The organism is Planobispora longispora (assembly GCF_016863135.1).
In the GTDB taxonomy this organism is placed as follows: Bacteria; Actinomycetota; Actinomycetes; order Streptosporangiales; family Streptosporangiaceae; genus Planobispora; species Planobispora longispora.
Genome location: NZ_BOOH01000013.1, coordinates 17,550 through 31,327, shown reverse-complemented (window position 1 = coordinate 31,327; position 13,778 = coordinate 17,550). Strand labels below are relative to the sequence as shown.

The 13,778-nt window shown below is 72.7% G+C and carries 9 protein-coding genes; 3 read left to right on the top strand and 6 right to left on the bottom strand.

Translation table 11 applies throughout. From position 1 onward, the window contains the following. Positions 1–61: 61 nt before the first annotated feature. On the top strand, positions 62–2,077 hold the full coding sequence (locus Plo01_RS07035; protein WP_444980756.1) for a propionyl-CoA synthetase: 2,016 nt from the start codon (positions 62–64) through the stop codon (positions 2,075–2,077). Between the two features lie 10 nt (positions 2,078–2,087). Here the strand turns inward: Plo01_RS07035 and Plo01_RS07030 are convergent, their stop codons facing one another. Further along, positions 2,088–3,527, bottom strand: coding sequence for an FAD-binding oxidoreductase (locus Plo01_RS07030; RefSeq protein ID WP_203889690.1), 1,440 nt, complete (start codon positions 3,525–3,527; stop codon positions 2,088–2,090). Positions 3,528–3,802: 275 nt separating this feature from the next. Between Plo01_RS07030 and Plo01_RS07025 the strand changes: the two genes are divergently transcribed. Together Plo01_RS07025 and Plo01_RS07020 are read left to right on the top strand one after the other, a co-directional pair. Next, complete coding sequence (locus Plo01_RS07025; protein ID WP_203889689.1) at positions 3,803–4,321, top strand: GNAT family N-acetyltransferase; 519 nt, start codon at positions 3,803–3,805, stop codon at positions 4,319–4,321. After that, a complete protein-coding gene (locus tag Plo01_RS07020) occupies positions 4,321–7,929 on the top strand; it encodes an ATP-binding protein (protein WP_203889688.1) in 3,609 nt (1,202 codons plus the stop codon). The genes Plo01_RS07025 and Plo01_RS07020 overlap by 1 nt, the downstream gene beginning before the upstream one ends. A 156-nt stretch (positions 7,930–8,085) precedes the next feature. Here the strand turns inward: Plo01_RS07020 and Plo01_RS07015 are convergent, their stop codons facing one another. From Plo01_RS07015 to Plo01_RS06995, 5 genes are all read right to left on the bottom strand, one after another. Beyond that, positions 8,086–9,249, bottom strand: coding sequence for a DUF418 domain-containing protein (locus Plo01_RS07015; RefSeq protein WP_203889687.1), 1,164 nt, complete (start codon positions 9,247–9,249; stop codon positions 8,086–8,088). A 170-nt stretch (positions 9,250–9,419) separates the two neighbouring features. Continuing rightward, a complete protein-coding gene (locus tag Plo01_RS07010) occupies positions 9,420–10,346 on the bottom strand; it encodes an alpha/beta hydrolase (protein ID WP_203889686.1) in 927 nt (308 codons plus the stop codon). Positions 10,347–10,569: 223 nt separating this feature from the next. Continuing rightward, positions 10,570–11,964: an NAD(P)/FAD-dependent oxidoreductase gene (locus Plo01_RS07005; protein ID WP_203889685.1), complete on the bottom strand. Its 1,395-nt coding sequence runs from the start codon at positions 11,962–11,964 to the stop codon at positions 10,570–10,572. A 169-nt stretch (positions 11,965–12,133) separates the two neighbouring features. Next, entirely contained in the window at positions 12,134–12,916 is a 783-nt protein-coding gene (locus tag Plo01_RS07000; protein WP_203889684.1) for an ABC transporter permease, read from the bottom strand. Beyond that, positions 12,913–13,776: an ABC transporter permease gene (locus Plo01_RS06995; protein WP_203889683.1), complete on the bottom strand. Its 864-nt coding sequence runs from the start codon at positions 13,774–13,776 to the stop codon at positions 12,913–12,915. The genes Plo01_RS07000 and Plo01_RS06995 overlap by 4 nt, the downstream gene beginning before the upstream one ends. Positions 13,777–13,778: the final 2 nt, after the last annotated feature.

Sequence of the window (13,778 nt, the reverse complement as noted above, 5' to 3'; positions counted from 1 at the left end):
CCGGCGGACGGCGGCAATCGGCGCGCTCGCCGTTCACCCACCCCGAGCATCCCGATTAATTATGATTTCCCGTATTTTTTCGGCCAGCGGTTGCGGCCGCTTCCGACTCCGGCGAGCGCATGGAACCGACCACTGGCCGACAGGGCATCTCCCGGATGCCCATGAGCGGATGCATTATGGCGCAATGTCGTACGCTGACGCCTTCGCCCGCAGCATCGCCGACCCCCAGGGCTTCTGGAACGAAGCCGCCCGGGCCGTCACCTGGAGCCGGGCACCCGGCCGCGTCCTGGACCGTGACGACGCGCCCTTCTACCGCTGGTTCCCCGACGGGGAGCTGAACACCTGTTTCAACGCGCTCGACCGGCACGTGGAGGCGGGGCGCGGCGAGCGGCTCGCGCTGATCTACGACAGCCCGGTCACCGGGACCGTCCGCCGCTTCACCTACGCCGAGCTGCTGGCGGAGGTCGCCCGGTTCGCCGGGGTGCTCCGGGACCTGGGCGTGGCCGAGGGCGACCGGGTCGTGATCTACATGCCGATGGTGCCCGAGGCGGTGGTCGCCATGCTCGCCTGCGCGCGGCTGGGGGCGGTGCACTCGGTGGTGTTCGGCGGGTTCGCGCCGAAGGAGCTGGCGGTCCGGATCGACGACGCGCGGCCCAAGGTCGTCGTCTCGGCCTCCTGCGGGATCGAGCCGAGCCGGGTGGTGCCGTACAAGCCGATGCTCGACGCGGCGCTCGATCTCGCCGCGCACCGGCTCGAGCGGTGCGTGATCCTCCAGCGCGAGCAGGCCGTCGCCGAGCTCGTGCCCGGCCGGGACGTCGACTGGGCCGCCGCCATGACCTCCGCCGCGACCGGCCCGGCGGGGTGCGTGCCGGTGAAGGCGACCGATCCGCTCTACATCCTCTACACCAGCGGGACCACCGGCCTGCCCAAGGGCGTGGTGCGCGACAACGGCGGGCACGCGGTGGCGCTGCTGTGGAGCATGCACAACGTCTACGGCGCCCTGCCGGACGACGTGTTCTGGGCGGCCTCCGACGTGGGCTGGGTGGTCGGCCACTCCTACATCGTGTACGGCCCGCTGCTGCTCGGCGCGGCGACCGTGCTCTACGAGGGCAAGCCGGTCGGCACGCCGGACGCGGGCGCGTTCTGGCGGGTGATCGCCGAGCACGGGGTGAACACCCTGTTCACCGCCCCCACCGCGTTCCGGGCGATCAAGCGGGAGGACCCGGCCGCGACCCTGCTCGGGAAGTACGACGTCTCGTCGCTGCGGACGCTGTTCCTGGCCGGGGAGCGCCTGGACCCCGACACCTACCACTGGGCCTCGGAGAAGCTGGGCGTCCCGGTGATCGACCACTGGTGGCAGACCGAGACCGGCTGGCCCGTCGCGGCGAACCTGCGGGGACTGGAGCCCATGCCGATCAAGCCGGGCTCCCCCACCGTGCCCGTCCCCGGCTACGACGTACGGGTCCTCGACGGCGACGGCCGGGAGTGCGCCCCCGGTCAGGAGGGCGCCATCTGCCTGCGGCTCCCGCTCCCGCCGGGCGCCCTCCCCACGCTCTGGCAGGACGATGGGCGTTACGTGGGCTCGTACCTGTCGGCCTTCCCCGGCCACTACCTGACCGGCGACGGCGGTTACCGGGACGAGGACGGCTACCTGTTCGTGATGGGCCGCACCGACGACGTGATCAACGTGGCCGGGCACCGGCTCTCGACCGGGTCGATGGAGGCGGTGCTGGCCGCGCACCCGGCGGTCGCGGAGTGCGCGGTCATCGGGGTCGCCGACGCGCTGAAGGGCCAGGTCCCCCGCGGCTTCGTGGTGCTCAAGAGCGGCGTGGAGGCCGACCCCGACGTCGTCTGCGCCGAGCTGGTCCGGGCGGTCCGGGACGAGGTGGGGGCGGTGGCCTCGCTGAAGCGGGTGGACGTGGTTCCGGCGCTGCCGAAGACCAGGTCGGGCAAGATCCTGCGCAAGACCATGCGGGGCATGGCCGAGGGCGCCGACGAACCGGTGCCCTCGACGATCGAGGACGCGACGGTCCTGGACGTCCTCCGCCCGGTCATCGCCCCGCCCCGGGAGCCGTGAGGAGGACCGATCAGTGCTGCGGGTGGTCCTTCCGCCCCGTACCCCCCGGCAGGCCGTCGCGCGGGACGACGTGGCCGAGGCGGAACAGGTTCTCCGGGTCGTAGCGGTCCTTCAGCTCCACCAGCCTGCGCAGCGCCGCCTCCGGCCAGACCCGGGAGATCCGCTCGGCGTCGAACCCGCCGCCCAGGAAGTTGAGCAGCGCGCCCCCGGTCGACCAGGGGGCCAGGGCCTCGACGGTCGCCTGGACGCACGCGGGGACCACCGTGTCCATCAGCTCGGGCACCGGGGCGCCGATGACCAGCAGGCAGAAGGCGGCGTCGCGCCCGCCGACGGCGTTCGGCTCCTCGGGCTCGCGGGCCAGCGCGCCGCCCAGCTGGCGCAGTTCCACGATGGCGAGCGGGACCTCGGCGGCGGGGCCGGCGGCCGCCAGCATCGCCTCCACCGTCTCCTCCGTGAGCTCGCGCAGGAGGGCGCCGCGCTCGCAGGTCGGCATGGGGTCCACCGGGTCGCTGTGAACGACGTCGATCTCGGTGTACGGCATCCGCCCGACGGCTCCGAAGATCGGCTGGGCCGCCTCGCGCATGGGGGCGAGCAGGGCCTCCGCCTCCTGGTCCTCGCCTACGCAGGCGAAGCGGAGGTGGACGACGAAACGCCCGCGCAGCGGCTCCGGGAGCTCGGGCGCCGGAGGCAGGCGGAGCATCGCCACGGAGGTGGTGACGGACTCGGGGAGCGCGCCGACCCAGTCGCGGTAGGCGTGCAGGACCCGGGCGGCGTCCTCGGCGGCGTAGTACAGGCCGCCGCCGTACAGGGAGGTCACCGGGAACAGGTCGATCGTCATCGACGTCACCACGCCGAAGCTGCCCTTGCCGCCGCGCAGTCCCCAGAACAGGTCGGTCTCGCGGGTGGCGTCGGCGACGCGGATCGTGCCGTCGGCGGTCACGACGGTGATCTCCCGTACGTGGTCGGCGGCGAAGCCGAAGGTCCGCGCGATCGGGCCGAGACCGCCGCCGAGGGTGTAGCCGACCGCGCCGACCCGGGAGGACGAGCCGTTGAGCGGGGCCAGGCCGTACGGCGCGGCCGCCTCGACGACCTCGGCCCAGGTGCAGCCCGCGGCGATCGTGGCGCTGCGGGCGGAGGCGTCGACGCTGACGCCGCGCATCCGCGACGTGGTGATCAGAACCGCGCCGTCCGCCGCCTGGACCGCCCCGTGGCCGGTGGCCTGCACGGCGACGGGCAGGCGGTGGGCGGTGGCGAAGCGGAGCGCGGCGGCGACGTCCTCGGCGCCGGCGGCGCCCACGATCACCGCGGGACGGTGCCGGACGGCGAGGTTGAACCCGGCCGCCTCCTCCTCGAAGCCGTCCTGGCCCGGGGCGAGGACGGTCCCCCGGACGTCCTTGCGCAGGATCTCTAGGTCCGTGCCGGCGATGCCGGAAGCCGGGTGAACGCTCATGTTGTCTCCTCCTGGTGAGGGGTGGTGAGAGGTGATCGGGCGGGTCCGCCTGATCCGCCGCCAGTTATCCCACGTGCCTCTAGGACGGCACTGGGGCGTGACCTGTGCGCCACCAGGAGGCGGCTTGGAAGGTTCCATAACCACACGGTGATCCCGGTGCGGGCGGGCGGGGGAGGCGAGGGGGAACGGGCGGGCGACGGCGGCGGGCGGGGGGATCCGAGGGGTCGCGAAGCGGATCCAAGCGGCGTCCTAGAGCGCCGGTCGATGCTGGGGGCATGCCGTCGCCACCCGACCCCAGGTCGTCCCCGTCCTTCAGCACCCTGCTGCTGCGGGAGGTCCCGGCGCACGTGAACGCGGCGGGCGCCCGGCTGCTCGGCCCGGCGCTGACCTCGGCCCTGGGCGAGGTCTCCGCGGCCCGCTGCCGCATGTACGTCCTGGCCGATCTGGGCGGCCCGGCCGAGGCGCCGCCGCTGGCCGCCGCCCTGGTCCAGACGGGACGGACCGCGCCCCTGGCCCGCCTGCGCGCGCTGGCGGTGGCGGCGCCGTACCGGGCAAGGGGGCTGGGACGACGGCTCCTGGGCGACCTGCTGACCGAGTTACGCGCCGACGGGATACGGCGGGTGCACTATCTGGCCACGCCGGGGGACGACGGGATGCGCGCGCTGCTGCGCGCGGCGGAGTTCACTCCTGTGGCCGTCGCGGCGGAAGAAACGAGGGACACAAGCTGGACATATCAGTACGATATGGGAAGTTTCGACTCCCCCGCGATCATCTGGTTCGGGCGGGAACTGTGATGCGAACGGCGGTCGATGGCATGCGAGCCCCGGTGGACGAGGCGGACGGGACGGGCGCGGGGCTGGATTTCCGGATCCTGGGACCGCTGGAGGTCGTGGACTCCTCGGGAACGGTCCTCGACATCGGCCCGCGCAAGCAGCGGGCCGTCCTGGCGCTGCTGCTGCTGAACGCCCCCCAGATCGTCCCCCTCGACCAGCTCATCGACCGCCTGTGGGCCGACGAGCCCCCCTCCAGTGCCACGGGAACGCTCCAGGCGTACATCTCCCAGCTGCGCCGGATCCTCGAACCGCTGCGCAGCCCGCGCTCCCCCGCCCGCGTCCTGCGCACCCGCGAGCCCGGCTACCTGCTCGACATCTCCAGCGGGCAGGTGGACGCCAACCGGTTCACCGCGGCGTGCGAGGCCGCGCACTCCGCCCTCGCCGCGAACAGGCCGGAGGAGGTCGAGCGCATCCTGGCTCCCGCCCTCTCGCAATGGCGGGGGGAGCCGCTGGCCGACTTCCCCGACGACTCCTTCGCCGGATCCCTCGCCACCCGGCTCACCGAGACGCGGATGTCCGCGCTGTCGGTCCGGGCGGAGGCCTGGCTCGCCCTGGGCCGCCACGCCGAGGTGGCCGTCGAGGCCGAGCGCCTGCTCGAACACGACCCCTACCGCGAGGGCCTGTGGGGGCTGCTGATGCGCGCCCTGTACCGCGACCGCAGGCAGGCGGAGGCCCTGGCCGTCTACCAGCGCTGCCGCACGCTCCTCGGTGACGAGCTGGGGCTGGACCCGAGCCCGGAGCTGCGGCGGCTGGAACGGGCGATCCTCGATCAGGACGCGTCCCTCGACGGCCCCTGGCCGCACGCTCCCTGGCCGCAGACGCCCCCGGCGGCGCCGGCCGCACCCGCCGGATCCGACGTCTCCGCGGCTGCCGCGGGACCCGGCGTCTCCACAGCTCCCGCGGAGCCCGCCCCCTCCGCGGCACCCGCCGTTCTCACGGCGCCCGGCCTCGTCCCCGCCCTCGCCGCGGCACCCGCCGTTCTCACGCTGCCCGGCCTCGCCCCCGTCCCCGCCGCGGGCGACCTGCCCCGGCTCGTCGGCAGGCAGCCGCACCTGCGCCGGATCGCCGACCGGGTGGAGGAGGCCGGCATCGGCAGAGGCGGGGTCTTCCTCGTCAGCGGCGAGTCCGGGATCGGCAAGACCCGCCTCGCCGAGGCGGCGGCCGAGATGGCGGGCGGGCGGGGCCTCACCGTGGTGTGGAGCCGGTGCATCGAGGGCAGCGGCGCGCCCGCGTTCTGGCCGTGGATCCAGGTGCTGCAGGCGTTCCACGACGATGGTGACGATCTTCACGAGGTGCTCCGCCGGCTGACCGGCGACGGCCGCCCCCACGGTACGGCCCCCTCGGCGGACGCCGCCGACCCCGACACAGCGCGTTTCCTGCTCTACGACGCCATCTCCCGGGTGCTGTCCCGGCGCGCGTCCGCCAGGCCCCTCCTGGTCCTCATGGAGGACATCCACTGGGCGGACGCCGCCTCCCTGAAACTGCTCACCTTCCTCGCCGGCGACCTGCACCGGGTGCCGCTTCTGGTGCTGGCCACCCTGCGCCCCGAACCCGCCGAGGCGCGGCAGGCGCTGACCGACGTGCTGGGCGAGCTCACCCGGCAGCGGGGCACCGAGCGCATGGGCGTGACCGCCTTCACCACCGAGCAGATCGCCGACTACCTCGGCGGCACCGACCCGGAGCTCGTCCGCGCGCTGCACGACCGCACCGGGGGCAACCCGTTCTTCCTCGGCGAGCTGCTGCGCCTGCTGGCCAGCGTGCACCCGCTGGACCGGGTGACCACGGCCGACGTGGTCGCGCTGGCCGTGCCGGACGGCGTGCGCGACGTCATCGCCCAGCGGGTGTCGCGCCTGCCGGAGGACTCCCAGACGCTGCTGCGGGTCGCCGCGGTGATCGGCCGCGAGGTCGGCGCGGACATGCTGGAGGCCGCCTCCGGGATCGGCGGCGCGCGGCTGATGATGCTGCTGGAACCGGCGGTGGCCACGGGGCTCCTGGCGGAGGTGGACGGCGGCTGGGACTACCGCTTCTCGCACGCGCTGGTCCAGGAGGCGCTGTACTCGGGGCTGAGCCGCCTGCAGCGCGCGCAGCTGCACGGGCGGGTCGGCGAGGCGGCCGAGAGCCTGGCCCGGGGCGATCTGGACGCGCGGCTGCCGGTGCTGGCCCACCACTTCGGCCTGGCCGCGCGGGTCGGCTACGCGGCCAAGGCCACCTCGTACGCGGCCCGGGCCGCCGCCCAGGCCTCGGCCCGGCTCGCCTACGACGAGGCGGTCATGTTCTGGGAGCAGGCGCTCGCCTCCCTCGACCCGTCCGCGCCGGAGGCGTCCTCCTCCCGCTACGCGCTGCTGGTGGAGCTCGGCCGCGCCCGCCGGGTGACGGGCGACGTGGTCGGGGCGCGGGTGGCGCTGGACGAGGCGGTGACGCTCGCCACCGACCTGGGCGACGACGCGGTGATCGAGGCCGCGACGGTCTTCGGCGGGATCACGCTCTGGAACTGGCGCGCCTACGGGGTCGTGGACCGGCGCATGATCGCCGTTCTGGAGGACCAGCTGTCCCGGCTGCCCGCCGGTCAGGAGAGACGGCGGGCCGAGCTGCTGGGAACCCTCGGCGTGGAGCTGTACTACGGCGAGCGGCAGCGGGAGGGGCAGCGGTACGCCGCCGAGGCCGTCGAGCTGGCCCGCGCGACCGGGGACCCGCAGCTGCTGGCGCGCGCCCTGAACAACTTCATCATCGCGGCCTGGACGCCGGAGAACGACGAGGATCGCTACCGGGCGGCCGAGGAGATCCTCACCCTGCCGGGCCTGACCCGCGCCACCGAGATCACCGCCCGGATGCACCGCATGCCGGGCTTCCTCAGGGCGGGCATGCTGGCCGACTTCGACGCCGAGCTCGCGCGCTGCCAGCGGCTGACCGCCGAGGTGCGCATGCCGGAGCTCGAGACGCAGGTGACCTACGCCGGGGTCGGGCGGGCCATGCTCGACGGCGACTGGGACGAGGCCGACCGCCTGACGACGGCCGCCACCGACAGCTACCGGCGCACCAGTCTGTGGGGACCCGACGCCCTCAAGATGGCCTGCACGTTCTTCTCCGCCTGGGGGCGGGGGCGGCAGCCGCAGGGCCTGCTGGACCAGCTGGTCGAGGCCGGGGACGACGACTCCAACCGGCTGCTGCGCCCCACCGCCGTGCTGGCCGCCCTGGAGGCCGGGGACGAGGCCCTGGCCCACCGGCTGATCGACCGCTGGGGCGTCACCGTCGAGCGTGACTGGGCCTGGCAGTACATGGTCTGGCAGTGGGGGCTCGTCGCCGCCCGGATCGGCCGCCCCGACCCGCACGGCCTGCTGGAGCAGCTGACGCCGATCGCCTCCCAGCTGATGACGATGGGCACGGGCTGCGTCTCGTGGGGCTCGCTCCACGACGTCGTCGCGCTGCTGCTGCGCCGTACGGGCCGGATCGAGGAGGCCCTGGCGCACGCGGAGCAGGCCGCCGAGACGCACCGCCGCCTGGGCCTGCGGTCCATGGAACGGCGCAGCGCCGGACTCGTCGGCGAACTGCGCGCCGCGCTCCAGGACTGAGGCCCGCCGAAGCGCGGGCCCGCCGGACCCGGCCCGGTGAGGCGGGACCAGGTGAGGCGCGACCCGGTGAGGCGCGGGGCCCACCGCCGGGAGCCTCCGCCCGCCAGCCCGTTTGCCCTGAGCCTCCGCCCGCCAGCCCGTTTGCCCTGAGCCGCCTCACCGCCGGGAGACCGGGACCTGCTCCGGCTCTCGCCGGGAGCGCTGGGGCGCCTGGTAGGCCCACTGCCAGAGCAGTTCCAGCGGTCCCCGGTCGAAACGGCGCAACCAGAGCGAGGCCAGCGTCATGAACAGCAGGCAGATCCCCGCCCAGGCGGCCGGGACCCACCACGGCCGCAGCCCGTCGAGACGCCCGGCCAGCCCGAGTCCCCAGCCGTAGCAGAGCACGGCCGCCACCAGGTTCTGGAAGACGTAGCAGCTCAGCGCCGTCCGGCCGACCGCGGTCAGCCCGCGCCGGAGGAGGCCGGGGGCGCCGGACATCCGGTGGACGACGGAGGTGACCAGCCCGAGCAGGCCGAGCGCCACCAGCGGGGGCAGCAGGTAGCGGTCCACCAGGAACCAGCCCTCCCCGGCGAAGGAGGTCAGCAGGTTCAGCGGCGCGCCCGCGCCGAGGCCCAGGATCATGAGCTTCCGGCGCAGTGCGGCGCCCCGCTCGGAGCGCTCGAACACCCCGGCGCGCATCAGCCGCGAGCCGAGCAGGAACAGCACGATCCCCATCGGGACGATGAACACCGCCTCCAGCCGGTAGAGGCCGAACAGCTCGGCCCGGGCGGCGACCTGCTCGGTGTAGCCGCCCTCGCTGAACAGGGTGCTCTCCCCGGAGGCGGGGGTGGACGCCGTGTCCTGGCCGTACACCAGGGCGGCGGTGAGCAGGCCGATCACCACGGCGAACACCGAGCCCACCCCGATCATCCAGGCCCGGACGGCGCGGTCGCTCCGGCCGATCAGGTAGGCCACGATCATCGAGGTGATCGCGTAGCCCATGAGCACGTCGAACTCGAAGATCAGGAAGTAGTGGATCAGCCCTTCGGCGAACAGCAGCGCCGCCCGCCACAGGTACCAGCCCGGCCAGGGGGCGCCCCGCCGCCGCGCCGAGCGGTACTGCAGCTCCAGGCCGACCCCGAACAGCAGGGTGAGCAGCGCCAGGAACTTGCCGTTGGTCAGGAACCTCAGGATGGTCTCCACGGTTCCCGGCTGGGCCAGCGTGTCGAACACGGCGGCGGGCCCGCCGGGATCCGTGAAGATCCAGATATTCGTGCCCAGGGTGCCCATGATGGCGACACCCCTGAGGACGTCGAGAACGTCGATACGGTGATTCGTCATAACGCCCACGATTCCGCCCCGGCCGGCGGAGAACATCGTCACGCGGGCCCAACCTGGCCGTACATCGATGGATGTACGGCCTCCGTCTTCGGTCTCCGTCCCCGGGCGGTCTCCGTCTCCGGGCGGTCACCGTCTCCGGGCGGTCACCGGGGGCGACCGGGCCCGCGCCGTCAGCCGCCGCCCGGCGCCCCGCCCTCCCCGGGCGATGGGCGGAGGTGCTCGCCGAGGAAGGCGGTCACGGCCTCGACGGCCTGGGTGACGTACGGCTCGGCGTCGTAGAGGTCGATGTGCAGCCGGGCGTCGAGCCAGACGAGCTTCTTGGGCCCGTCCATGCGCTTGTAGGCCTCCTCCGCGCCCTCGGGCGAGCAGAAGCGGTCCACCACCCCGTGCACGATGATCCCCGGCGTGGGCGCGAGGAAGTCGGCGCCGGTCATGTTGTCCACGGTGATCAGCTCGCGGATGGAGGCCCGGGTCACCTCGTTGCGCCAGTGCGGCGAGGCGCTGCGCGAGGTGCCGTAGTAGGCGAACGGCTCGTCACCCGGCATCGCCGCCTCGCCCTCCTCCGCGACGACCGGCATGTACTCCACCGGCCCGTCCTGATCCTGGCGCTCCAGGATCTCGGTGAAGGAGGCCAGCGCTCCCCGGTAGCCGTCCGGGGACATCCCGGCGCGCATGGCGTAGGGGTTGTTGTAGGCCCCGGCGATGCCGGCGAACGCCTTCACCCGGGGGTCGAACGCGGCGAACCTCAGCGCGTAGCCCCCGCCCAGGCAGATGCCGACCGCGCCGATCCGGTCGCCGTCCACCCCGGGCCGGGCGCGCAGCAGCGAGACCGCGGCCCGCAGGTCGTGCAGCTTTCCCTGTGGATCCTCGTGCCGGCGCGGCTGCCCGCCGGACTCGCCCCAGTTGCGGTGGTCGAACGCCAGTGTCGTATATCCGGCCTCGGCCAGCCGGGCCGCGTAGAGCCCGGTGACCTGGTCACGGGTGCCGGTGAACGGCCCGGTGAGGACCAGCGCCGGATGCGGCCCCGGCCCCTCGGGCACACGCAGATCTCCGACGAGTGTGATCCCGTCGGCGGTGAACTCAACCCTCTCGGTCATGCCCCCAAGTCTGTACGGCCCGCGCCCCCGGGGCGAGCCCGGAGCGCGAGCCTGTGGACGACGCGCGGAGGCGGGCAGGCGTCTGTGGACGCCGTGCCCGCACGGCGCGGACCGTACAGAACGTGGTCGGAATGGTCGGACCGGATCCGGAGGGTCGAGCGGCGTCCTGAGCCACCGGAACCTGCGGAGCCGCCGGAACCGGCGGGACCGGGAGCCGCGGGAGCTAGGAGTCGAACCCGAGGCCCATCTTGTCCAGGGTGCGCAGCCAGAGGTTGCGGCGGCCCTGGTTGAGGTCGGCCTGGGCGATCGACCAGCGGGTCATCTGGATGCCCGCCGAGCGGATCGGCTCGGGCGGGAACGGGACCGGCTTCTCCCTGACCATCCGCAGCTCGGTCCGTTCGGTCCGCCGTCCGCTCAGCATGTCGAGCATGACGTTGGCCCCGAAGCGGGTCGCCCCGACGCCCATCCCGGTGTAGCCGACGGCGTAGGCCAGGCGCCCGCCGTGCGACTGCCCGTAGAAGGCGCTGAAGCGGCTGCAGGTGTCGATGATCCCGCCCCACCGGTGACTGAAGCGCAGCCCCGACAGCTGGGGGAAGGTGGTGAAGAAGTGCTCGGCCAGCTTGACGAAGGTCTCGTCGCGCTGCTCGTACTCCGGCTTGATCTTCCCGCCGTTGTAGTAGACCGCGTCGTACCCGCCCCACAGGATGCGGTTGTCCGAGGTCAGCCGGTAGTAGTGGAACTGGTTGGCCGAGTCGCCGACGCCCTGGCGGTTGTGCCAGCCGACCGAGGCCAGCTGCTCGGCCGAGAGGGGTTCGGTCATCAGCGCGTAGTCGTAGACCGGCACCAGGAAGTGCTTCAGCCGCCGCAGCAGCGGCTGGAACACGCCGGTGCCGAGGGCCACCTTGGCGGCCTTCACCGTGCCGTACGGCGTCAGCAGGTCCAGGCCCGCCGGGACGTCCTTGACGGAGCGGACGGGCGTGCGCTCGTAGATGCGCACGCCCAGGTCCAGGCAGGCCTGCCGCAGACCCCACGCCAGCCGGGCGGGGTCGAGCATGGCGCAGCCGTCACGCTCCCACATCCCTCCGGCGTAGGTGGGCGAGTTCACCTCCGCCCGCACCTGGCCGGCGTCCATCACGTCGAACCGGACGCCCAGCTCGCGGGCGACCTGCGCGCTCTCGTGCATCTCCTCCAGCTGCCACGGCTCGGTCGCCACGTGCAGTTCCCCGGTGCGCTCGTAGCCGCAGTCGATGCCGTAGCGGGTGACGGTCTCGCCGATCTCGTCGAGGTTGCGCAGGCCCATGTGCTCCAGCGTCGAGATCTCCTCGGGCCAGCGCTCCAGCCCGTTGGCGATGCCGTGGGTGAGGGTCGCCATCGCGAAGCCCCCGTTGCGCCCGGAGGCCGCCCAGCCGATCCTCCGTCCTTCGAGCAGGACCACGTCCAGCGACGGGTCGCGCTCCTTGGCCATCAGGGCCGTCCACAACCCCGAGAAGCCGCCGCCGACCACCGCGAGGTCGGCCGTCGTGTTCCCGAAGAGCCGCGGCTGCGGCTCGGGTTTCGCCGTACTGTCAAGCCAGTACGGCTTGCGCTCCGCATCAGTCAGTGCCTTCAGCGGATCCACAATCTCACTTCCCAACGTGAGTCTTGAAAAGCTTTCTTGAGTTGATTGCTCGATCAGTCAGTTGATCGGGCGCGGGTTCCCCCCGCCTGATTCCGATCTCGCCTCCCTGTTCCTTGCCGCAGACGGTATGCCGGGGCCCCGCGCCGCACGGCGCGGGGCCCCGGAGTCCTCAGGCGCGACGCCGGCTCGCGATCGCGTTGGCGATCGCGATGGCGACTCCGATACCGAAGATTAGCGTGCCCATGACGTTGACTTGCGGTGGAATGCCCACCTTGACCGCTCCCATGATCCACAGCGGGAACGTCAGCGTGGAGCCGTTGACGAAGCTGGTCACAACGTAGTCGTCGACGGACAGTGCGAAGGCCAGCAGCGCCCCGGCGAGCACGCCCGGCATGATCGCCGGAAGGGTGACCAGCCGGAACGTGGTCCACGGGCCCGCCCCCAGGTCCCTGGCCGCCTCCTCCATCGAGGGGTCGAGCCCGACCACCCGGGCGCGCACCGTCACCACCACGAAGGACAGTGAGAACAGCACGTGCGCGATGGTGATGGTGAGCGTGCCCCGCGGGGTGTTCCCCGAGACGAACAGGGACAGCAGCGAGGCCCCCATGACCAGCTCGGGCGTCGAGATCGCCGCGAAGACCAGGAAGTTGCTCACCCCCCGCCCGCGGAAGCGGTGGCGGCCCAGGGCCAGGCCGAGGGCGGTGCCGACCACGGTGGTCAGCACCGTGCTGATCACCGCGATCTGCAGCGAGCTGACCAGCGCCTCGGTGAGGGAGCCGTCCGCGAACAGCTCCCCGTACCAGCGGAGTGTGAAGCCCTGCCACGAGGTGTTGGACTTGCTCTGCTTGTCGTTGAACCCGAACATGATCATCACGAGGATCGGCGCGGTGAGCCACGCGATGATCAGCCAGGTGTAGCCGTGCAGGAGCCTGTCGCCGAGCTTGCCTCTCATCGGGCCGCCGCCTCCAGCACGTTCTCGGTGCCGAGCGACCGGGCGTAGACGAAGATGCCCACCAGCAGCACCGCCATCAGCGTGAACGACAGCGCCGACGCGGTCGGGTAGTCGTTGTTGGTCAGATACTCGGTCTGGATGATGTTGCCGATCATCGTGTTGCCGGTGCCGCCGAGCACCCGGGCGTTGACCGGGTCGGCCGTGGCCGGCACGAAGGTCATCAGCACGCCGGCGAAGACGCCCGGCAGCGACAGCGGCAGCACCACCCTGCGGAAGGCCGCCCACCGCGAGGCGTACAGGTCGTAGGCGGCCTCGATCACCCGCGGGTCCACCCGCTCCAGCGCCACGTAGATCGGCAGCACCATGAACGGCAGGAAGTTGTAGACCAGTCCGCCGATCACCGCGAACTCGGTGGCCAGCACGTGGAAGTCGGCGGGCAGCAGACCCGCCGACTTCAGCGGCCCGAACAGGATGCCGTCGTCGGCCAGCAGGAAGCCCCAGGAGATCGTGCGCAGCACGAACGAGACGAAGAACGGCAGCAGCAGCAGGAACAGGTACATCGACTTGCGCCTGCCGCCCTTGAAGGCGATCCAGTAGGCCATCGGGTAGGCCAGCAGCAGCATGATCACCGTGGCGACGCCGCCGTACACCAGCGACCTGATCATCTGCGTGTGGTACTGCCCGATGGCGTCGGCGTAGTTGGAGAAGCTGAAGGTCTGCTGGAAGCCCTCCAGGAGGTTGCCGGTCGTCAGCGAGACCGAGGCCATGGCCGCGATCGGCACCACGAAGAAGACGCCGAACCAGATCCACGCCGGCAGCGCCAGCAGGTACGGCGCGGCGGCCGTTCTGACCCTTCTCATCC